At 41.1% G+C, this 23045-nt stretch carries 19 protein-coding genes and 1 pseudogene; 18 read left to right on the top strand and 2 right to left on the bottom strand.

The features are described from left to right. Window positions 1-314 precede the first annotated feature (314 nt). The 8 genes and pseudogenes from EI162_RS01920 to kdsB all read left to right on the top strand — a co-directional run bounded on the left by EI162_RS01920 (window position 315) and on the right by kdsB (window position 8609). Window positions 315-635, top strand: coding sequence for an IS630 transposase-related protein (locus EI162_RS01920; RefSeq protein WP_192522742.1), 321 nt, complete (start codon window positions 315-317; stop codon window positions 633-635). 323 nt (window positions 636-958) lie between these two features. Further along, window positions 959-1201 carry a transposase gene (locus EI162_RS14885; RefSeq protein WP_413038363.1) on the top strand — a complete coding sequence of 81 codons (243 nt, stop codon included), beginning with the start codon at window positions 959-961 and terminating at the stop codon, window positions 1199-1201. Window positions 1202-1810: 609 nt separating this feature from the next. Further along, window positions 1811-4207 (top strand): hypothetical protein, encoded by a 2397-nt coding sequence (locus EI162_RS14825; protein ID WP_192522741.1) that lies wholly within the window; start codon window positions 1811-1813, stop codon window positions 4205-4207. Between the two features lie 407 nt (window positions 4208-4614). Then, window positions 4615-4995 carry a hypothetical protein gene (locus tag EI162_RS01905; protein WP_192522740.1) on the top strand — a complete coding sequence of 127 codons (381 nt, stop codon included), beginning with the start codon at window positions 4615-4617 and terminating at the stop codon, window positions 4993-4995. Window positions 4996-5060: 65 nt separating this feature from the next. Continuing rightward, window positions 5061-5238, top strand: a pseudogene (locus EI162_RS14880) (DapH/DapD/GlmU-related protein); the annotation flags it as partial. A 229-nt stretch (window positions 5239-5467) separates the two neighbouring features. After that, on the top strand, window positions 5468-6427 hold the full coding sequence (locus EI162_RS01895; RefSeq protein WP_192522738.1) for a KpsF/GutQ family sugar-phosphate isomerase: 960 nt from the start codon (window positions 5468-5470) through the stop codon (window positions 6425-6427). A gap of 42 nt (window positions 6428-6469) precedes the next feature. Next, window positions 6470-7309: a 3-deoxy-8-phosphooctulonate synthase gene (gene kdsA / locus EI162_RS01890; RefSeq protein ID WP_192522737.1), complete on the top strand. Its 840-nt coding sequence runs from the start codon at window positions 6470-6472 to the stop codon at window positions 7307-7309. Window positions 7310-7331: 22 nt separating this feature from the next. Next, complete coding sequence (gene kdsB, locus EI162_RS01885; RefSeq protein WP_192522736.1) at window positions 7332-8609, top strand: 3-deoxy-manno-octulosonate cytidylyltransferase; 1278 nt, start codon at window positions 7332-7334, stop codon at window positions 8607-8609. Here kdsB and EI162_RS01880 read toward each other — a convergent pair. Beyond that, window positions 8588-9568: a capsular polysaccharide biosynthesis protein gene (locus tag EI162_RS01880; RefSeq protein WP_192522735.1), complete on the bottom strand. Its 981-nt coding sequence runs from the start codon at window positions 9566-9568 to the stop codon at window positions 8588-8590. The genes kdsB and EI162_RS01880 overlap by 22 nt on opposite strands. 201 nt (window positions 9569-9769) lie before the next feature. Between EI162_RS01880 and galE the strand changes: the two genes are divergently transcribed. The 4 genes from galE (at window position 9770) to EI162_RS01860 (ending at window position 15021) form a co-directional block, all read left to right on the top strand. After that, complete coding sequence (gene galE, locus EI162_RS01875) at window positions 9770-10843, top strand: UDP-glucose 4-epimerase GalE (RefSeq protein ID WP_192522734.1); 1074 nt, start codon at window positions 9770-9772, stop codon at window positions 10841-10843. Window positions 10844-10897: 54 nt separating this feature from the next. Next, complete coding sequence (locus EI162_RS01870; RefSeq protein WP_192522733.1) at window positions 10898-11779, top strand: UTP--glucose-1-phosphate uridylyltransferase; 882 nt, start codon at window positions 10898-10900, stop codon at window positions 11777-11779. Window positions 11780-11782: 3 nt separating this feature from the next. Further along, entirely contained in the window at window positions 11783-13453 is a 1671-nt protein-coding gene (gene pgi, locus EI162_RS01865) for a glucose-6-phosphate isomerase (protein ID WP_192522732.1), read from the top strand. Window positions 13454-13653: 200 nt separating this feature from the next. After that, complete coding sequence (locus EI162_RS01860; protein WP_192522731.1) at window positions 13654-15021, top strand: UDP-glucose/GDP-mannose dehydrogenase family protein; 1368 nt, start codon at window positions 13654-13656, stop codon at window positions 15019-15021. Between the two features lie 305 nt (window positions 15022-15326). Here EI162_RS01860 and EI162_RS01855 read toward each other — a convergent pair whose 3' ends face one another. Further along, entirely contained in the window at window positions 15327-16832 is a 1506-nt protein-coding gene (locus EI162_RS01855; protein ID WP_192522730.1) for a phosphomannomutase CpsG, read from the bottom strand. A gap of 143 nt (window positions 16833-16975) precedes the next feature. On the opposite strand from EI162_RS01855, the gene mazG reads away from it, so the two are divergent. From mazG to panC, 6 genes are all read left to right on the top strand, one after another. Next, the gene (gene mazG, locus EI162_RS01850; protein ID WP_192522729.1) at window positions 16976-17842 is read left to right on the top strand and encodes a nucleoside triphosphate pyrophosphohydrolase; all 867 of its coding nucleotides are present in this window, start codon (window positions 16976-16978) and stop codon (window positions 17840-17842) included. Beyond that, window positions 17826-18230: a ComEA family DNA-binding protein gene (locus EI162_RS01845; RefSeq protein ID WP_192522728.1), complete on the top strand. Its 405-nt coding sequence runs from the start codon at window positions 17826-17828 to the stop codon at window positions 18228-18230. The genes mazG and EI162_RS01845 overlap by 17 nt, the downstream gene beginning before the upstream one ends. 166 nt (window positions 18231-18396) lie before the next feature. Then, complete coding sequence (gene pcnB / locus EI162_RS01840) at window positions 18397-20673, top strand: polynucleotide adenylyltransferase PcnB (RefSeq protein WP_192522727.1); 2277 nt, start codon at window positions 18397-18399, stop codon at window positions 20671-20673. Continuing rightward, the gene (gene folK / locus EI162_RS01835) at window positions 20666-21196 is read left to right on the top strand and encodes a 2-amino-4-hydroxy-6-hydroxymethyldihydropteridine diphosphokinase (RefSeq protein ID WP_192522726.1); all 531 of its coding nucleotides are present in this window, start codon (window positions 20666-20668) and stop codon (window positions 21194-21196) included. The genes pcnB and folK overlap by 8 nt, the downstream gene beginning before the upstream one ends. Before the next feature lie 72 nt (window positions 21197-21268). After that, a complete protein-coding gene (gene panB, locus EI162_RS01830) occupies window positions 21269-22069 on the top strand; it encodes a 3-methyl-2-oxobutanoate hydroxymethyltransferase (RefSeq protein WP_192522725.1) in 801 nt (266 codons plus the stop codon). 81 nt (window positions 22070-22150) lie between these two features. After that, a complete protein-coding gene (gene panC, locus EI162_RS01825) occupies window positions 22151-23038 on the top strand; it encodes a pantoate--beta-alanine ligase (protein WP_192522745.1) in 888 nt (295 codons plus the stop codon). Window positions 23039-23045: the final 7 nt, after the last annotated feature.

The following is a 23045-nucleotide window of genomic DNA, read 5'->3' as shown; positions in this document are numbered from 1 at the left end:
CAATCAGGTGTTCTATAATATAATTTAGCGTTGCACTTGGTGTGTTAATCTAAGAGATAAGAAAAGTGGTAGAATACTTCTGAGGTTTATTCAGCGGACTTCCAAATACGATTTATGAAAAATGTCAAATGAAAAAGTAACAGCCAAGTTTGGACTTCCTAGAATACTATCAAAACCATATTACAGTGAGGGCTCAAAAATTAAATTGCCAAACAAATTAGGTATAAACCACTCAGTAAAGTATGCGATGACCTATTATTGAGAAATGTTCAGATGTATAGTAAAAGAAACATAAATCCGCTACAGTATATGATATGGCATACTCAAAAGACTACCGACAACTGATACTCAATAAGCTTGAAGAAGGCTATAGCATTCGACAACTTGCAGAGGAGTATCAAATTAGCACCAATACCATTCAGCGTTGGAAAAAATTCCCTGAGCGTAAAAAACGTCAATTTACTCCGACAAAGATAGACGATGATTTACTAAGAGCTGATGTAGACGCTTATCCTGATGATTATCAGCACGAACGGGCTCGGCGTTTTAACTGCACTCAAAGAGCGATAGGCATCGCTTTAAAACGACTCTGCATCACTCAAAAAAAAGAGCTTAACTCATCCAAAAGGAGATGATAAAAAACGTCTAATATTTCTTGAAAAGTTAGCGCAATTTAAGTTTGATGATAAGCCCATTATCTATCTTGATGAAAGTGGCTTTAAATCTCATAAGAATAGACCTTACGGTTATTCTCATAGAGGTAAAAAATGCTTTGGAAAATACAACTGGCAGCTTGAGAACCAAACCAATGCTATAGGCGCTAGCTGTTCGCTGTTGGACTCTATGATAGCAGTGTCAATAGCGATGTATTCCATAGTTGGGTTGAACAACTGCTGCTACCAGGCCTACCGAAAGACAGCGTAATCATTATGGATATGAGCGAGGATAAAGCAAAGCACTGCTTTGCTCGAGCGCAAGGGGAGAGCTGTGCTCGAGTACTACAACCTTTCCTAAGCGAAAAGACACGACTGAACTCATAGAGAGTGCAAATCACACTATTTTATGGTCGCCGCCTTACAGTCCTAATTTAAATCCTATCGAGCAGATGTGGGCTTGGGACAAACAAAAACGTAAAGAGTGGCGGCTAGATTGTGTTGATACCTTGTTCTTTTATTTCTTATGGCTGTGTGGCGATTTATAAGTTCTTTGACTATATAACTGAATTGACGAACGCGATACTTTAATTGTAGAAAGATTGGCGACGGTGTATCAAAAGGTATGCTGAGGGAATAAAGGAAGAGTGACAACCAAAGTAAGATGATATGTTTAAGATTATGAAGACAAAAATAGACTTTATTCGTCCCAATTGCCATAGTCCTAGTTTAAAGAAAATGGTATAAAAGGCTATGGTAAGCAAAACTACCTATGTAAGAACTGCATGCGTCAGTTCACTGGTGACCATACCTTGAGCTACTAAGGCTGTCATTCTAAAATTGAGTATAGAATACGGCTGATGATTGTTAGCATACTTTTTTAGAACACTACCAGATTGGCTTCTATAATCCATTGGAAAATTTTGGCATAAGAGAAAAAAGTATGAGAGTATTCAAAATTCTGCCTTATTAAATGAGCAGTGTATTAGTTTTTTAAAATAGATCGGTATGTTGCTTAATAAATAAAAACGATATAGGCATAGGCTAGAGTATGCTGGAAAAATAGATGTAATTAAAGCTAGCTATGTATTTCAATCAATTAGTTAATATATTAAATTCAATTAAATAAGATGTAAGATATAAGGTGTAAAGAAACTGTGAGTAAACTTACTAAATTAGCAAAAAACCCTTCTCTTTTTTTTCTAGATTCTTTTAAAAAAAGAATAAAACAGATAAATTCAAGCTTAAATGGCGATGATTATTTACTTGATAATAAGCATAAGTCAAAAACAAATGATAGAGCTAAGGGTAGTAATAAAAGTGGCTATGAAATAGAATCTAAGCAGTCCGCTCTGAAGTCTTTAAGTATTTTGAAACCTGATTATAGTTTTGAAGAAGGTAAGGAAGCTTATTTATACTTGCCTTGGATAAAGAGTCATGGTGATGCAGTAATACAGTCTATAAATAAATCGAAAAATTTTAAGATCTACCCACTTCAGTTGTTTGATGGTTATGGCGAAGTAAATAGAAAAAATATTTCAAGGTTTTCACGTGAAGATCCTGCCCAATACCGGAAATTTCTACTAAGTCACTTAGCAGTTATTAAAAAAGATATTCAGGGAGTTATATTTACTTTTGACTGGCATCCTGCAATGAGAATTCTAGTGAATGCATGTAATGACTTAGGAATAAAAACAATTCTGGTGCTCCATGAATCTGTATTTTTATCACAAGAAAAGTACTATATGTATAAGTTAGGCGCTTATGAAATAAACCTTCCTAAGTGTGACCATATAATTACGTGGGGGCAATTGCAGAAAGATATTTTTATAGAACGCGGCATAGATGAGAATAGGATTGAAGTGCTTGGTGCCCCAAAATTTGATATTTATAATAATTACGAGAGCTTAACTTCTCGTAAAGACTTTTGTATGATTTATGGTCTTGATCCAAATAAAAATATTTTTTTGTATGCCTTACAGCCTATGGATATTCAAGTAGATCAAGGTTATGCGCTTCAACGACAGAATCAAGCATTATTAGATATTATAGATTACTGTGAAAGAAATGATTCCCAACTTATCATGCGTGAACCGCCAAGTAATAATAAGAATACTATTTTTAGAAGAACAAAGGATAAGGTGGAAGCTGATGAAAGATTGGTTATTGATAAGTCTGGTTCTTATCTCTTACCAGTAGCTGAGAATTTATATCACGCTGATCTGTTATTATCAGTTAATAGTACTTTAATTCTTGAGGCTTTACTGTCGGATACTCCCGTAGTATCTACAAAGTATTTTGATTTTACACAAATGTGGGATGGGATGAAAATTCCAGTAGCACATAATAAAGATGAACTTTTTGATAGAATAGATGAAGTGTTGACAAGTAATGCTTCACTTGAAAGCATAGATTGGTCTTGGGCAGAAAAATCTCTATCAGCGGGGAGGTTTGATGGTCAAGCTTCAACGAGAATTACAAAATACTTGGAAGTTTTGAGTAATAGTGAAAATTTAGAAGAAAATGAAAAGGTAGAGCCTTTTAATTCACATATAAAATATCTTGCTAACTCAAATCCAGATTTAATTAAAAATACAGGCTTATACTTACCGGAACTCTTGAATTTTTCTGAAATGATAAAGCCTAGGAATGAAATAGAAGCTTCTCTTTGTGACGAAGTAATACAGTGGGGTATTACAGAAAGTAATAATAAAAAACCTGTTTCAAAACTCATGAATTCTTTTGGCAAAAAACCTTTCATTATAGAGGATGGTTTTATAAGATCAGTTGGTATAGGTTTGTCTAAAGAGCCAGCCTTGTCTATTACTCTGTGCGGCAGTAATACAGCATACTATGATTCTTACAAGGCTTCAAGTTTCGAAAAAATACTAAATTCTGATAGATTATTTACAGATGAAGAGCTGTTGAAAGCCAAGAATAGTATTAAGTTGATAACTGACAATCATATCTCCAAGTATAACGACTCTCCTCATTTACCTGTTTCAATAGGTCGCGATAGTGCACGTAAGGTACTTGTAGTTGATCAACGCTATGGCGATCAATCTGTAGTCTGTGCAAAAGCTAATGAAAACGACTTTCAAAGAATGTTGATTGACGCTATTCAAGATAATCCTGAAGCAGATATTATCATAAAAAGACACCCTGATGCTGTGAAAGGAGCAAAGGGTTCTTACTTTAGTGATGAAAATGTAGAGTTTACTAGAGACATAAATAACGTTTATTTAATTGACTATGATATTCATCCTCATCAATTACTAGAAATTGTTGATAAAGTTTATGTCTGCAGCTCAGGTCTTGGTTTTGAAGCTTTACTATATAATAAAGAAGTTATTTGTTATGGTGTACCATTTTATTCAAACTGGGGTATTACGACAGACAAAATAGTGGAAGATAGACGTATAAAAAATAGAACTATTGAGGAAGTATTTTATATTTCATATATTGAATGTAGCCGTTATTATTCTCCAGACTTAGAGAGAGTATGTGATATAGATGATTGTATAAATTATATCATTAAATATAGAAATATTTAATGATCTGTAATTAGAGAGTTATGATAATAAACTTATAGGAACTAATAGACCTCTTGTGAAAACACTCGTTTATTGACTTCCACTGACAGATTTGTGCAGGCTAGCGATGACTTATATAAAAGGTTGAATGCCTTAGAGCTATCATAATATATTGACTATTCTTCTAAGATCTACTTTTTACTTGAGTATTTAGATTTAAGCTGTTTTAAAACGTACAATAAGATATGTTTTAGGCTTGAAAATTAATAATGATCATTATTAAAAAACAGTATATTTTTTAAATTGTAACGGTTGTATATATTATTTAAAGAATAATTTTATTAGTCATACTGTTTTAATAATATGCTATTATTAAATTTTAATCACATTTATATTTGAAGCTATCTTGAAATAATAGAGGGAATTGTATGTTATATAGTTTTACTCAACGATCCGTAAAGTCAATAGGTTTAAATATAGACTTGCTTCAATTAAAAGGCAAGCTGAAATGCTCGTCTCCTATTTCATTTCAAGATTGCGTAATCTCTGGAAACTGTGAGGTAGGTGCGTTTACTTATTTTGGTAAAAAATGTGAAATAAGGAATACAGAAATTGGTAATTACTGCTCTATTTCTGCAGAGGTCATTATTAATCCTTTCCAACATCCGATTAATTTCTTGAGTACATCTGGTTTTGCTTTTGGTGACAATGGAGGTTTAGGAAACTTTGATGCATTCAAAAGTATTAAATCAAAGAATCAGCAGAACAAGCAAGGACAGGTTAAGGTAGGTAATAGACCTCTTGCATAAGTCATCGCTAGCCCTTGTAACTTCGTCAGTTGAAGTCAATGAACTGGTACTTTTGCAAAAGGTCTAATGATGTTTGGATAGGTAGACGAGTTATCATTATGTCAGGAGTTAGTATTGGTGACGGAGCAATAATTGCTGCTAACTCAGTTGTTACTAAAGACATTCCTCCTTATAGTATCTACGGTGGAGTAGCAGCAAAGCTAATAAAAATGAGGTTTGACCCTGATTTGATAGGATTGCTTTGTGATAGTAGTTGGTTTGATTATGTATTAGATCGTGAGATATTAGGAGATGTTAATTATGACAATGTAATAGAATCTATTAATATCATTAACTTGCATAAATATGAACTTCAAAAGATAGAAAAAAACATTACACTGAACAGAAAAAAAGCTGAAATAAAAATTGAATATTAAAATTTGCAAGAGCTCATAGTAAATTGATTATTGAGTTTTCCATTCTGAGAAAAAATATGAGAAATGAATATTCTGAAATCTTCGAAAAAGTTATCAATATAGAGATAGAGTCTTTAGTTGGACTCACAGCTTCAGTAGGGAGTGACTTTACGAAAGCCTGCAAAGAAATTTTGGAATGTAAAGGCCGCCTTATTATTACTGGTATGGGTAAATCAGGTTTAGTAGGTCGTAAAATAGCAGCTACTATGGCATCTACAGGTACACCAGCTTTTTTTGTACATCCTGGCGAAGCGGGTCATGGCGACCTTGGTATGATTGTAAAGGGCGATGTCATCCTAGCTATTTCAAACTCTGGCAATAGCGATGAAATTAATATTTTATTACCTGTGATTAAAAAACTAGACTTACCTTTAATAAGTATTAGTAAAAACTTATCAGGTAGATTGCCTCAAGCAGCGGATGTTGCTTTAACGCTTGGCGACTTTGAAGAAGCCTGTCCAATGGGTTTAGCTCCTACATCGAGTACCACAGCCACAATGGTACTCGGTGATGCACTGGCTATCGCTTTGCTAGAAGCTCGCGGCTTTAAATCTGAGGACTTTGCTTTATCTCACCCTGCTGGCTCTCTAGGTAAGAAGCTATTGACTCATGTTGCTGATCTGATGAAATCGGGTGACGAGATTCCTTTAGTAACAGGAAGCACTAGTATAATAGAGGCTCTATTCGAAATCACAGAAAAAAGATTGGGGATGACGGTAGTACTAGATGATGAAAATCATTATGGAGTACTGACTGATGGCGATATACGTCGCCTACTTACAGTTAATCAAGACATGAGCCAGCCGATTGCCAGTGTCATGAAGACTATGCCTATTACGACCTCACCTGATATGAAGGCATCAGAAGCGCTCAATATCATGAGACAAAAGAAAGTAAATCAACTTATAGTTTTAGATGGTGGTACGTTAGTCGGTGTGCTTGCTTTGCGTGACTTAGTACAAGCTGGTATTAATTAAATATAAATGGCTGCTCCAGTCATATCTATTAGGAAGTATGGTATGAAGATTACAGAAGATATTAGCGTTGGTAATGATAAGCCGTTTGTATTATTCGGCGGTATTAACGTCATTGAGTCAAGAGATCTTGCTCTAAGAGCATGTGAAGCTTACGTAGAGATTACTCAAAAGCTTGGCATACCGTATGTATTTAAAGCCAGCTTCGATAAAGCCAATAGATCTTCAATACATTCCTTCCGTGGTCCGGGGTTGGATGAAGGACTGAAGATATTGCAAGAAGTTAAAGATACTTTTAATGTCCCTGTTATTTCTGACGTTCATGAGATAGAGCAATGTCAGCCAGCTGCTGAAGTCATTGATATATTACAGTTACCTGCTTTTTTAGCCCGCCAAACAGATTTGATAAAGGCATTAGCAGAAACTGGCCGACCGATTAATATCAAAAAACCACAGTTTCTCAGCCCTGAGCAAATGAAAAATATCATTAATAAGTTTAATGAAATGGGTAGTGATAAATTAATGCTTTGTGAGCGTGGTAGTTGTTTTGGTTATGACAATCTAGTGGTTGATATGCTAGGTCTAGGCGTTATGAAACGTGTCAGTAATAACTTACCAATTATCTTTGATGTAACGCATTCACTGCAAACTAGAAATGCAGGTAGTGAGGCATCGGGTGGTCGTAGAGATCAACTTATTGAGTTAGCACGCTCAGGCATGGCATCGGGTCTTGCTGGATTGTTTTTAGAAGCACATCCAAATCCTGATGCTGCTAAATGTGACGGACCTAGTGCTTTGCCACTCGATAAGCTAGAGCCTTTCTTACAGCAAATGAAGCAAATTGATGACTTGGTTAAATCATTGCCTGATTTAGACATTCAGTAAAACTTATTCAAAGGTATATCAGATGCAATCTGTTGCTATTGTTATTCCCGCTCGTTATTCATCTTCACGCTTTCCTGGGAAACCACTTGCAGATATTTTGGGTAAACCAATGATTCAGCATGTGTATGAGAAAGCCGCATCTGTTAAGAACGCTACTGTAGTAGTTGCAACAGATGACAAAAACATTCTTTCAGTAGTTAACAGTTTTGGTGGTAAGGGAGTGATGACAAGCTCAACTCATGCTTCAGGTACTGATAGATTAGTAGAAGTAATGAATAAAGTTGATGCTGATCTGTATATCAACTTACAAGGTGATGAGCCTTTGGTTCGTCCTGAGGATCTAGAGCTGCTAATTAATGCTATGGCAGCAGATAAGTCAATTGAAGTTGGAACGCTTTATCATTCTATCAGTGCGCATCAGGCTAAAGATCCTAATACAGTCAAAGTGGTAACATCTCACAGTGGTCGTGCTTGTTATTTTAGCCGCTCTCCTATACCTTTTATTAGGGATAAGGATGTACAGACGAATTATAAACAACACGTTGGTGTATATGCTTACCGTAAGTCTGTGCTAGAGCAATATTCTCAATTAGCTGAATCTGAAATTGAGATAGCAGAGCAGCTTGAGCAATTAAGATTGTTAGATAGCGATATAGATATTTATGCATTTGAAGTAATGCAAACAGGACCCGGTGTAGATACTCCAGAAGATTTAGAGAAAGTAATCGCTATTCTTCAAGGTAAGCCATTAGAGAGTGAAAAATCTTTACTCTCTAACATTAACCTTGTTATTACGGATATTGATGGCGTATTAACAGACGGTGGTATTTACTATGATGAACATGGTGAATGTATCAAACGCTTTCATGTGCGCGATGGTTTAGGTATAAAGCTGTTGCAACAGGCAGGCATTCAAGTAGCAGTATTATCAGGTAAAGATTCAAAGTCATTAAGGAAAAGGATTTCTGATTTAGGGATTGATATTTTTATGCTAGGTATCAAAAATAAAGAAATGGCTTGTCAAGAAATTATTCAGCGTGCAAATACTATCAAAGCCAATACGGTATATATCGGTGACGACACCATTGATTTACCAGCCTTCATTAGTTGTGGTGTTGCCGTGGCTGTTGCTGATGCGCCAGATTATGTCAAGGTTAAGTGTGATTTAGTGACAAATACCAAGGGTGGCTTTGGCGCTTTACGTGAATTGGCTGATAAAATCTTGATTGAACAAGGTCAGTCTAAATTAATAGAAGATCCTGCTGCTTTTCTAAAAATTCATGCAGATATAACACAGTGATTATATTGACTGTATAGATAGCATATTAGGAAGTATTGACACTTATTATCCTCTCTTTCACAGATAGCTTCATAAAAAGGTCGCCCTAATACGGTGACCTTTTTGCCTCTTAACAACGCCTCAAATCCACCTAATGACGTAATCGTATAAACATGATCGATGGTCTCTAAAGCATCGACCAAATGAATAGACTGAGTGAGAATAAGGCAATCTAACTCAGTTAGGGTGTTAACGATAGAAGAATCATTGAGGGTCATCGGATGCGGTTTGACGATGATTTGTGCATTAGGGTTCTCGTTAATAGCTCGATTAACCACATCAAGTAGGGTAATACCAATACCGCCACCGTATTTTAACGAATCATCATGTGGTACTTGACCTAATACTAAAATACGTTTTTTATTCTTAATTCCATATATCGGTACGACATCGACATAAGGTTGATGATTATACTTGCTCACGCGACGCGCAACGTAATAATCGAGCATCTCTTGTGCTAGTGTTTCATCATAGCCGTCCTGCTCAAAGTCAAAATTGGCGATTAAATCGGTCAAATCGTTTGGACGACTGGTATCAAAGTAGGGCGCTTGGCTGTCTATTACGATAGATAATGGCGGCGCACCACTCTCATCATCAGGCCCTGAACGAATAAAACCATCTTCTAAAAAGAAGATATCTAGACCTTGCTCGCGGATATAATCGATAAAAAATGGTGGTGCTTTATAACCCCAGATATAAATAACCGGATTAATACGCTGAATAAAAGGCTTCAGCCATTTATCAAAATAGTGTTGATCAAAGTGGCGTTGGGTCTGAATATGAGACGCTTCAAACACCCAGTCGGCCACCATGTCACGCCATGGCTGCATACCGACGACCAAGGCTAAGCGCTGTTTTGGCTGACGATAGTGTTTATAGTAGCCTGATAATAACGGCTTAATGTAAGCTTCAAATTTCATAAGATAATTAACAGCTATGGTTGGTAGCGTATCAGGATGGATAAAGCCTGCTTTAACGATAATAAGACAAATATGATGGCGTAAAGCAGCTTGCTATAGCAATATGGGCGTATTTACGTTGGTAATATTATAGGGTTACCAGTATAGTGGCATTTATAAATAAAAACGAATGATGAAATTAAAAGAGTAATGGTGTTTTTTATGAAAAACAAGATATTGGTCACTGGCGGTGCAGGTTATATCGGCTCGCATACTTGTATTGCGCTGCATCAGGCAGGCTACGAGATAGTAGTATACGACAATCTATCCAATAGTAGCCGCGAAGCGGTCAATCGTGTTGCTAGTCTTATCGGTCAGCCAATTGACTTTGTGGAAGGTGATATCCGTGATACGGATTTACTAAGACAGGTGTTTTCTGACAATCAATTCTTTGGTGTCATTCATTTTGCAGGTCTTAAAGCGGTTGGTGAGTCGGTTGCCAAACCATTGATGTATTATAATAATAACGTTAGTGGTACGATTAGCTTATTGGAAGTCATGGCAGAATATGACGTTAAAAATCTGGTGTTCTCATCGTCAGCAACGGTTTACGGTGATCCTGAAGTCTTACCTATTGATGAAAGTTCACCGCGTTCTTGTACCAATCCTTATGGACAAAGCAAACTAACGGTCGAGCATATCTTAGAAGATCTTGCTGTATCAGATGAAAGCTGGAACCTCATTCCTTTGAGGTATTTTAATCCAGTAGGGGCACATCCATCAGGGCAGATTGGCGAAGACCCGAATGACATTCCGAATAATTTAATGCCTTATATCTCTCAAGTAGCCGTCGGTAAACTGTCCAAGCTCAGTATCTTTGGTAATGACTATCCGACTATTGACGGTACTGGTGTCCGTGATTTTATTCATGTCACTGATCTGGCACAAGGTCATGTTGCCGCGCTTGATTACTTGCTGAGTTACTTAGAGCAGCAAACCAGCATAGAAGAACACAGCTCAAATAAGAAAAGCTCAATAGGATTTCTACCGATTAATTTAGGTACGGGTACCGGTACTTCTGTTTTAGAGCTAGTAACGGCGTTTTCTAAAGTGTCGGAACAAGATATTCCTTATCAGTTTGTTAGCCGCCGCGCTGGTGATATCGCGAGTTGTTATGCCAGTGCTGATAAAGCGCGAGATTTATTAAATTGGCAAGCAAAACTCTCTATCTCTGATATGTGCCAAGATACTTGGCGTTGGCAAAAGATGAACCCTAACGGCTATAATCTAGCTTAGCTTTTATAAAAAACAACTATTACTTCATCCTTCTTTTAATACAGTCTAAAAATTATGAAAAAAATTACCCACGCCGTCATTCCCGTCGCAGGCTTTGGCACGCGTATGTTGCCATTGTCTAAATCCGTACCAAAAGAGCTATTGCCGCTTGGTAATCGACCGGCTATTCATTATGTCGTCGAAGAGGCGATTGCTGCCGGTATCAAGCATATTGTCTTGGTCGGTCATGCGCAAAAAAGTGCCATTGAGAACTACTTCGACATCAATGCAGAGCTGGATAACCAGTTGCGTCATAAAGGCAAAGATGCGCTAGCCGATAGTTTAAACTGGTTGCCTGAGGATGTAACAGTATCAATGATACGTCAAGGTCAGCCATTAGGTTTGGGCCATGCAGTACTCGCTGCGCGCCCGATTATTGGTGAGCATGATTTTGCCGTATTATTGCCTGACGTGGTGCTTGATCCTTTTACTGGCGATATGACTGCTGATAACTTAGCCTTTATGCTCAATGCCTTCGCTGATGATGCTCATTCACAAATACTGGTTGAGCAAGTCGCTGATGAGGACGTGCATAAATACGGCATCGCCCAATTGAATGAAGCGTTTAGTGATACCAGTGATGTTGATGAAGCTGATCTGAATGCTAGCTTTAAAGTCGCCGGTTTTGTAGAGAAGCCAAATTTAGCAGACGCGCCATCACGTTTAGCGGTAGTAGGGCGTTATGTGTTTAGTAATAATATTTTTGATTATTTGGCCAATACTACAGCCTCTGTTGGTGGTGAAATTCAACTGACTGACGCTATTGATGCGCTAATTAGCCAGCACGGGGTCGATGTGACGACCATGCGCGGCGATAGCTATGATGCTGGGGATATGCGCTCTTATATGCAGGCCTTTATTTATTTCGCTCAGCAGCAATTAGCAAACAAAGAGTAGTTGATGAACGGTATAGAAGATAATAAAGCGTATAGCAGCGCTCGCAGCTCTAAACACTGGCAGCAGTTACAGATACTTGCTGAGCAGCCATGGTCACTTGCCAATTTATTTGCACACGATGATGATCGTGCTAAGCATTTTAGTACGCAAGCTGGTGCGCTATATATGGACTATAGCAAGCAGTGTATTGATGAGAGAGTGTTATCTAGCCTGCTAAGTCTGGCTGATAGCTGTGATTTAACAGCGCGAATCAAGAGTTTGATGCAAGGAGCGATGGTTAATGCCAGTGAGGAGCGCGCCGCTTTGCATACAGCGCTGCGCTTGCCAGAGACGGCAGAGTTGAAAACTAGCGACCAAAATGTGGTTAAGGATGTGCATCACAGTTTGGCGCAGGTTGCCAGATTATCTGATCGGGTGCGTAATGGCACCTGGCGCGGGTTTTCGGGACAAGCGATTACCGATGTGGTCAATATCGGTGTTGGTGGCTCAGATCTTGGTCCGCTAATGGCGACGACCGCGCTCGATGAATGGGCAGATACAGATATTGAGGTGCATTTTGTTTCTAACATGGATGGCACCCAGCTCGATAACTTGCTCAAGCATTTAAACCCTGAGACTACCTTATTTATTATCTCATCCAAATCCTTTGGTACCGTTGATACGCTATCGAATGCTAAAACGGCATTGTCATGGTTGCTTGCCACTGCCAAGCTGCGCGCTGGCACCGAAGGCAGTGTATTACGTCGCCACTTTATCGGGATATCTGCCAATAGCAAAAAAATGAGCGCTTGGGGTATTCATCCCGAGCATCAATTACAGCTTTGGGAGTGGGTTGGCGGGCGTTTTTCTTTGTGGTCAGCGATTGGGTTGGCTATTGCGATTCGCATTGGTATGGCTGGGTTTAAACAATTATTGGCCGGTGCTCATCGTATGGATGAGCATTTTGCCCAGGCAGATTTTGCAGAAAACTTACCCGTATTGTTAGGCTTGCTTGCGGTATGGAACAGTACCTTTTTAAAAGTGAATGCGCATACCGTATTACCTTATGATGGGCGTTTAAGTTATTTGCCGAGCTACTTAACCCAGCTTGAAATGGAGAGTAACGGCAAATCGGTCACGCAGCATGGCGGGCATATTGATTATGATACTTGTCCGATTTTGTGGGGTGAAATTGGCTCCAATGCTCAACATGCCTTTTATCAGCTACTACATCAAGGCACGCAGCAGGTTTCTTGCGACTTTATCGCTTGTGTACGCCGTTATAGTGGCGAGGTACAAAATGCGTCATTGCAGCAGCAGCATGAGCTATCGTTAGCTAATTGTCTGGCACAAAGTCGAGTATTGGCTTTAGGTAATAACGCAATCGCTGAAATTGATGGGCAAGTTGCTTGCGACGCTGATAAATATAAATACTACCGAGGCAATCAGCCATCTACAACCTTGTTGATCGACGAGCTGACCCCGCACAGCTTGGGCGAACTGATTGCGCTCTATGAACATAAAGTTTATGTCATGGCCAGTATTTGGGATATCAACCCGTTTGATCAATGGGGCGTTGAGATGGGTAAGCAGATGGCAGAGTCAGTTCATGGTGCCATGCAGCACGACAGTAACGAACATTTTGATGCCTCTACCAATCAGCTATTACAGCATATTCAACAGCTGTCTTTTTAGCTCTCTACTAGAGCGTGTCCTCAATTCAAGCGATTGTATCTAAATGGGCTAAAAATGGCTAAATTTTGGCAAACATCGTCAAATAGCTGATTAATATCCCGATATTATTTGCGCTATTTTCCTCGTTTGACTGCAATTTATCTCATTTTTATAACCATTTTTAAAATAAAGCCACGCCCTAAATAATAAAAGGTAAGCTCATGAGCGCTGATACGTTACATAACCAAAACTATGAACCTCAATCACAAGATGTCAAAAACAATGAGGTTTGTGTCCTTATAGGTCATAGCATTGAGGCGATTACCAGTGCCGTGGTGCTGGCAAGTCTCGGTCATTATGTTCATCTGTATGCAGACGAAGAGGTGCTGTCACAGCAACTACAGCAATATGGTTTTGAGCATCATTTGCAGGCGTTATGGCAGATGTATGGGCAGCAACAACAGATTATCAGTCACGCACTGCCTGAAAGTGCTGATGCGCTTATACAGCGCTATGAGGCGATGAGTCCTATTGATGAAAAAAAGACAGTGTCGCTGTATTGGCTGTTTTTAGACAGTATCAAGCCAGTATGGGTAGAAGATAACTGGATTACCGCTTTTAACCACAGCCACCAGCAGAACTTACCGCTGATTATGAGTGGTATCGAACAATTAGGTGCGGTTTCAGCCTTATCGAAGCGTTTGCAGCGGGCTTGGGTATATTATGTGCCGTTTGTGTTCTTACAAGACGGTGATGCCTATAGCTCGATGTTGAATCCATCGTTATGGTTATTAGGTGAAAAAACCTCAGACAGTAGCCAGCATTTAGAGCTGTTAAAGCCTTTAATGCAGCATGCCCGCGCGGCTCATCATGCAGATATTGCGACGATAGAGTTTGCCCGCAGCAGCATTATGGCAATGCTGGCAACGCGTGTTAGCTTTATGAATGAGATGTCACGTTTGGCGGACAGCCAACAAGTGGATATCCAGCAAGTAAGTCATATTATGGGACTTGATCAGCGGGTTGGTAGCAGCTACTTGCAAGCTGGTTGGGGCTTTGGTGGTAATACCTTGCCGACTGAGCTTATTGAGCTACAACAGGCAAGCCAAAAACATAGCTTAGATATGCCGTTGTTGCAGTCAGTCATGCATATCAACGAAGACCAAAAAGAGCTGATATTTCGTAAGTTTTGGCAGTATTTTGATGGTTTTATCGATAATAAGGCGGTGATGATTTGGGGCGGTAGTTATAAAGCGGGCTCAGGGCGTACGGCAGATTCGGCCATTCATCCATTATTAGCCTTGCTATGGTCTTATAATATTCGCACTTTGGTCTATAGCGATAAAGCGCAGTCTGAGCTTGCCGCACTTTATGGACAGCAACCATTACTACACTTGATTACTAGTCCTTACCAACAGCTTAATGAAGCGCAAGCAATTTTTATCATCAGTTGGTCGGCAGACGATCAGCTGGATGTGGCACAATTAAATCAGCAAGCGATACCTATATTCGACGCACAAAACGCCTTAACACGCTCGCAAATTGATAGTCTGCTGGGAGACTACATGGGCATTGGTCGCGCAAAATAAGGCTTTTTATCAAGTACAAAACTAGCGCTGCAGACAACAGGCACTAGGGCGTGTCCTCATTTTGAAAATGGTGATAAGAATGAGATAAATTGTCGCCAAACAAGGAAAATAGTGCTGATAATATCAGGATATTGGCTAGCTATTTGACACAGTTTGGCAAGATTTAGCCGTTTTTAGCCCATTTAGTTGCTTTCGTTCAGATTGAGGACATGCCCTAAACTAAATCTATAAAAAAGCGCCCGTTAATCTAAAAGTTAACCGGCGCTTTTTTTATAAACTATCTGTTTTTTAACAATCATAAGTGCTTATGCAGGTACAGCACCTTGGGCAGCCAGCCATTGCTGAATATCTTGGGTTTTGTCTGCTAATAACTGCTCATCGCCGCGACTTTCAATATTTAATCTAATCAGCGGTTCGGTATTCGAGGCGCGTAAGTTAAAGCGCCACTCCCCAAAGTTTAAGCTTAAGCCATCAAGCGTTGATTTGGTTGGATGTAGAGCGCTGAACCTCTCTTCAATCGCGCTAATGATGGTTGGTGCATCATGGCTAGTCAGGCGAAAATTGAGCTCACCTGAGCTTGGATAGGCTTTGATATAACCGCTGACCAGTTCGGATAGCGTTTTACCCGTGACGGATAGTAACTCGATGGTCAGTAGCCACGGAATCATACCGCTGTCGCAATAAAAGAAATCGCGAAAATAATGATGCGCCGACATCTCGCCACCATAAACAGCACCAGAATCGCGCATCACTTGTTTAATAAAAGAGTGACCAGATTTGCTAATGACCGCCTTGCCGTTATGTTCTTTGATAACAGCTTCGGTGTTATAGATTACCCGCGGATCATAAACAATCGACTCGCCTTGCTCTTGATCGTGCTCCTGATCTTGCTCCTTATTCAAAAACGCTTGCGCCAGCATACCAACGACATAACTACCATCGATAAATTCACCGTGTTCGTCGAATAAAAAACAACGGTCAAAATCACCATCAAAGGCGATGCCAATATCGGCTTTGTTTTCTAAAACTGCTTGCTGGGTGGCGGTTCTATTGGCCAAAATCATTGGGTTAGGAATACCATTTGGGAAGCTGCCATCAGGGCTATGATGGAGTTTAATCACCTCAATTGGCGCGCCAGCTTGCACGAGTTTATCGATTAATAAGTCAACCACGGGCCCCGCACTGCCATTGCCTGAATTGATAACCAGCTTAAGAGGTTTTAACTTATCAGTATCAATGAAAGTCATCACATGGTCGATATAGGCACTCTTATCAGTCAATAGCTGCAACTTCCCAGATGGCTTATCAGTGGTAAACTGCCCTGATTCTGCCAGCGCTTGAATCTCTGCCAAACCATCATCGGCGCTAATTGGTTTTGAGTATTCTTTCACCAGTTTTAAGCCGTTATAATTGATAGGGTTATGGCTGGCGGTCACTTCAATACCGCCCAACGCTTGATAATGGCTAGTGGCGAAATAGACCTCTTCGGTTCCAGCCATCCCCAAGTCGATCACATCGATCCCCGCATCTAGCATACCTTTGATGCTGGCTTGTTTTAATTGTTCGCTTGAATGACGGATATCGCTACCGATAACGACAGCTGGATTTAAGTTTTTTAGTTCAGTGGTGGCATCAACTGCCATATAATGCTGACATAAAATCTGGGCAAAGGCACGACCGATACGGTAAGCGATGTCTTCATCTAAATTGACGCCAAGCTCACCGCGGATATCATAGGCCTTAAATGAATGGATAGTAATAGGATTAAATTCAGTGGCTGGTTGATAGCCAGTAGTCGCAGAAGTGGACATGATGATAAGGTTCCTTACGCATAAGCAATGAGAAAAATATTTAGTAATAACACGATTATAAGCCAATCGCGTTCAATGCTACACTATAGTCAATCTACTATAACTATTAAATGCAGCAATATTCAAGAATAAGAGCATCCTTTATGACTACTTTAGACAATGCAATAATAGCGCCTCAGCCTGTACAAGGAACACCTGTAGCGAGCGGTGAGTTAGACGATTTACTGTCATTAATGGCGCGGCTGCGTAGTGATTGCCCTTGGGATAAAAAACAAAGCAATCATAGCCTGATTCCTTACGCCATTGAAGAAGCCTATGAACTAGGGGAAGCGGTACAAAGCGATGATGACGAAGATATCAAAGGCGAGCTTGGCGATGTGCTATTGCAAGTGGTCTTCCATTGTCAGATGTACGCTGAACAAGGGCGTTTCGATATCAGTGACGTCATTACTACCTTACAAGAAAAACTGATTCGTCGTCATCCGCATGTGTTTGAGGCAGAAACCCTAAAAGATGATGCCGCTGTTAAATTACGTTGGGATGAAATCAAGGTGGAAGAGCGGCAAGCTCGCGAAGCGCGTGGCAAGCCACCGCGTCGTTTGGACAATATCAAAGCAGGTAGCGCACTGATGCAAGCGCAAGAGTTACAAAAGCAGGCGTCAAAACTGGGTTTTGATTGGGAAGGCGTAGCAGGAGCTTTCGAGAAGTTAGAAGAAGAGATCGATGAATTGAAGGTGGAGCTGACCGACAAATCCAAAGCGGAGGTTAAAGCTAATATTAGCGATATTGAGAAGGAGTTAGGCGATTGTATGTTTGCCTTAGTTAATGTCGCACGTAAGCTTAATCTGGATGCGGAAACCGCCACCCTGACTTGTGTGCATAAGTTTAAATCGCGTTTTGGCTATATTGAAGAACAGCTAGCCGCTGCTGGCAAGTATTTAGAGGATAGCGATATAACAGAAATGGACGCATTATGGGAAGCGGCGAAACAGCATGAACGCTCATCATAAAGCCGCTTTTGCCAGCTTAACCACGTTAACCAGCTTAATAAAGAAGGCTACTCTTGGCCTAGCTTGTTGTCTAGCATTGGCTATTAGGACCTTCAATTATGCTAACGCGGCGCCTTGTTTTGATAGTCCGCAAAGGGCGTATGAGTATCTATTGGCGCAAGAAACGGCGCAGAATCAAGCGCATACGCAAGCAAGTATTAATATCAATCGGGCGACGGAAGCGCAACTGGTCTCGCTACATGGTATTGGCAGCAGCAAGGCGCAGGCGATTATCCTATATCGTGAGATGTTTGGTGGTTTTAAAACGGTTGATGAATTGACTAAGGTAAAAGGCATCGGTGCAAAAACCGTTGAGAAAAATCGCCAGCGTTTAAGCGTGCAAGACTAATAAGCGTATTTTGCATTAATTAATCCCAATATTGACAAAATAGCACGTAAGTAACGGTCATTACACACCCAGCAAGCGTAAAATTTGTTAAACTAGCAGATACATCCGCCTGATAAACGCTGTGTCTGTCAGAGGTGGTTAAAGAATACCGGCGAGGAGTAGATGCATGGCCGAGCGTGCCGCCAAGCAGTTAGAACTGAATAAATCTGAATTACCCAATTCCATTACTGAAGTGATTGCCACATTAACCCGAGCTGGGTTTGATGCCTATATCGTCGGTGGTGGCGTGCGCGATACCTTGTTGGGTCTGCGCCCAAAAGACTTTGATGCCGTTACTGATGCCAAGCCGCATGAGATAAAAGACGTCTTTGGTAAGCGCTGCCGTATTATCGGTCGGCGCTTCCAATTGGCGCATGTCTACTCAGGGCGTGAGCTCATTGAAGTTGCTACCTTTCGTGGTCCACCAACCAGCAGTGGCACCACCAATCAAGACGGCATGATCCTACGTGACAATGTTTGGGGTGATATCAAACAAGACTTCTCTCGTCGTGATTTCTCTATCAATGCGCTTTATTATCAGCCATTAAAAGGTGTGGTTCATGATTTTTGCGGTGCGCTTGAAGACATCGATAATAAAATCATTCGCCTATTGGGCCATGCGCCGGTACGTATCGAAGAAGATCCGGTACGATTATTGCGTGCCTTACGTTTCAAAGCCAAATTAGGCTTTGAGTTTGATGAAGAGTTGTCTCAGCAGTTTCATGATGGTAACTGGGCGCTACTCGAGCAAATATCACCGCATCGTCTCTATGATGAGACACAAAAGATGTTCACGGGCGGTTATTTGGTGCCACTATTGCCACTATTGTTTGAGTCGGGCGCGATTGATAGCTTAATTATCTACCCGCCGTCTGAGCCAAGTGCACTGGTCACTCAAGTGGCTATCAATACCGACAAACGTATTGCGGCTGGCAAAAGTATCAACCCTGCGTTCTTTTACGCTGCATTGCTGTGGGAAAATTATCTGCATCAATTGGCAAAAGCCAAAAAACGTAACATGCCATTTGCTGAAGCGCAAATGCATGCTGCTAGTAAAGTTATCGACCGTCAGCGTATCAAGACCGCAATTCCAAAATTTGCCGAGCAGTTTATCCGTGATATTTGGATATTGCAGCCAAAATTGGCCGCCCCGCGTAGTAAGCAAATCGTTCAGCTTTCTGAGCACCCACGTTTCCGTGCAGGTTTTGACTTTTTATTATTGCGTGAGCAATGCGGTGATGCCGAGCATCCGCTATCAGAGTCGACCAATGGCATGGGCGACTGGTGGCAGACCTACCAAACCTTATCTGAGCAAGATCAAGAGCAAGCCATCGATGAGTTTGATGAAAATATTCGTCGCGGTGCCTATAAAAAAGGACAACAAGCGCAACGTGGTCGTGGACGTAATCGCCAAAAGCCAGAGACAAGCACGGCGGATGATTCAACTTCTCATCAAAATACTGCTAAGCAAAATAAAGCCAATGATAATGTTGAGAAGGGTACGAATAGCCAAACTATGGTAAATGATTCGTCAAATATTCCATCACGCCGTCGCCGAGCGGCGAGTCAGTCGGCCCCTGCTCAGCAGTCTGGTAGCAATAAAAATCAGGGTAGTGCCAATAACAATAGTGCTAATAAGGATAATGAGTCGCAGCAAGCAACACAAGACAGCCATGAGCTTGCACAGTTACAGCAATTATCGCTTGCCAATAACAGTCACCAAGCGGCAAATAAGCGCCATCACTCTAAGCCTGCGCCATTGTTTGTCATCGAACACGAAAAAGTCGTGCCGCCCTTCCAAAAGCAATTGACAGATGATGAAAGCCCTAAGCACAGTAAAGAGTCTGTGCAGAAAAAACCAGCCCCTAAGCATACCTCGACTGAAGACATACAGCCAAAATCTGACAAGAAAACTGAGCAATCAAGTCGTGTGCAGTCGTCTAAAGCTAAGCCGTCTAGTGCTAAACAAACTGAGGCTAAACCTTCATCTTCGACAGCAACTTCTACTCGTTCTATAGCAAGATCACCTGCGTTAGTCAGTATGAATAACGAGCCGGTTCCGTATAAGCGTCGCCGTCGTCAGCCTACTGTAGCTAGCACGAATAATGCAGATAGCGTAGAGGCACAAGTAGAGATACAAGAAGCTAAGCGCGCATCTAAACCTGCTGCTAAGTATGCAAAAAAAGCCCCCAAATCTAGTGCACAGTCTACTGATAAAACGGATACTAAAGCTAATAAATCAGCTAAAGTAACAGACGCTAAGCCGAATAAAACTAGTCAAGCGGCTAAAAAACAGCCTGCTGCACGCAAAGTAAATGACACTACAAGTAAGCATATAAGCGACAATAAAGGCCCTGTACCATCGAAGCGTCGCCGCCGTCAGCCCAGTACCGATAATGTTTAATATCGATAACAATGCGGACAACGTTAATTGGATAACCTGCTATGTGGGTTTGGGTAGCAATCTAGCGAATGAGCTTGGTTCACCTGTTGAGCATTTGCAGCAAGCAATTGCAACTATGCGCGAACACGAGGACATACGTGAGGTTACTGTGTCTTCATTTTATGCCTCGGCGCCTATGGGACCACAAGATCAGCCAGACTTTGTCAATGCAGTCGCTGGTTTTGAGACGACATTGCCGCCTTCGGAGTTGCTCGCCTTTTGCCAGCAGTTAGAAAAACAGGCTATGCGGGCACGTTTACGACATTGGGGTGAGCGTAGCCTCGATGTCGATATTTTATTATACGGTGAAGTGCAGATTACTGAGCCGCAACTAACCATTCCGCATGCAGGATTGGCTAAGCGTAATTTTGTCTTGGTACCGCTGCGCGAGCTTGCTCCAACAGTAGTGATTGCCGATAAACCAATAGAGGAATATCCACAAAGCGCAGACTGGTCAGGCTTAACCTTATTATCGAATGATTGATGAAGTTTTTAACCAGCAGTAGAATGATGGGTGAAGACAGATAAAAAGTATTGCAGATTCATTGAGGGACATATGACGACATTATCTACTTTAAAACAATTCAAAAAAGACGGTACCAAATTTACTTGCTTGACGTGCTACGACGCGATGTTCGCACGCATGATGGAAAAAGCGCAAATTGATACTATTTTGATTGGAGATAGTTTGGGTATGGTGGTACAAGGCCATGACTCAACATTGCCAGTGACCGTTGATGATATGGCTTATCATACTGCCAATATCGCCCGTAGTAATAAGCAGGCGCTCATTCTAGCGGACTTGCCATTTATGAGCTATGTGACGCTGCCAGAAGCGGTGACGAATAGCCGCAAGTTGATGCAGGCTGGTGCCCATGTGATCAAGATTGAAGGCGGTAGCGAGCTTGGTGATTTGGTCACAACGTTAGCGCAATCGGGCACGCCAACTTGTGTGCATTTAGGCTTGACCCCGCAATCGGTCAATGTGTTTGGCGGTTATAAAATCCAAGGTCGCGGCGATGCTGCTGCTGACAAGCTACTTACTGATGCCAAAGCCGTCGTCGCTGCTGGTGCGGCGCTGTTAGTACTAGAGTGCGTACCTGCTGAACTTGCTAAAGCGATAACCGAGGCTGTTGCAGTGCCAGTCATCGGTATTGGTGCTGGCGCAGATACCGACGGTCAGGTTTTGGTGATGCATGACATGCTAGGTATGGCTCACGGCCGTGTCCCACGTTTTGTACATGACTTTTTGACCGATGAGCGTAACCAGGCACATAGTGTCGAAGGCGCCTTTGCACTCTATCAGCAGTCAGTACGCGAAGGTAGCTTCCCAAGCGAACAACATCAATTTAGCTAGTTAATCAGTTTCTTTCATTGCATGTAGCTCACCCCGTTCCGTCGATATATTTTACGATTATCAGTAGAAGAAATGTCAATAATGCCAATTATTCATCACCATATCTCAGCACTGCGCGACGTATTAAAGCCTTATCGTGGTCAACAACGTATCGCGTTAGTGCCAACGATGGGCAACCTGCATGATGGTCATCTTGAACTGGTCAAAATTGCCAAACAGCATGCGGATGTGGTGGTAGTGAGCATCTTTGTCAATCCTACTCAGTTTGGCGAGGGAGAGGATTTTGACAGTTATCCTCGTACGCTGGATGAGGATGTGGCTAAACTAGCGACGGTTGGCGCAGACCATGTGTTTGTGCCCAGTATTGATGAGATGTACCCCGTACTACCGCCGCCGACATTGGTTCTTGCTGGTGCGATTACTACTCAGTTATGTGGTCAATCGCGACCTGGTCACTTTGATGGTGTTGGTATTGTCGTCTCTAAGCTATTTAATATTGTACAACCAGATGTGGCAATATTTGGCCAAAAAGATTATCAGCAATTAGCGATTATCAAGCAATTGGTACGTGACTTAAGTTATCCCATTGAAATTATTGGCGCGCCCATCGTTCGTGCTGCTGATGGGTTAGCGCTGTCATCGCGCAATCAGTATTTGACAGTAGCTGAACGACAAGTCGCGCCAGTATTGCATCAAGTCTTACAAGATTTAGCCCAGCAGTTAGCGCAGAAACTAAAAGAAGAAAACCTTACTGAGTTAGTATTTCAGTCACTAGTAACGCACGCTCGTCAGCGTATTGTTGATGTTGGATTTGAGATGGATTATTTAGAGGTTAAGACCACTGACCTGCAGCCTATTAGTTTTGACGGCCCTCGTTTAGCAGATAAAACACAAGCGTTAATCGTTTTAATAGCGGCAAAACTGGGCAAAGCGCGATTATTAGATAATCAATTGGTCATTGTTAAATAGCATAATC

It is taken from the genome of Psychrobacter sp. FME6 (assembly GCF_014861365.1).
Lineage (GTDB): Bacteria > Pseudomonadota > Gammaproteobacteria > Pseudomonadales > Moraxellaceae > Psychrobacter.
Note: the sequence above shows the minus strand (reverse complement) of the source record. Positions and strands in the feature narration are given on the sequence as shown.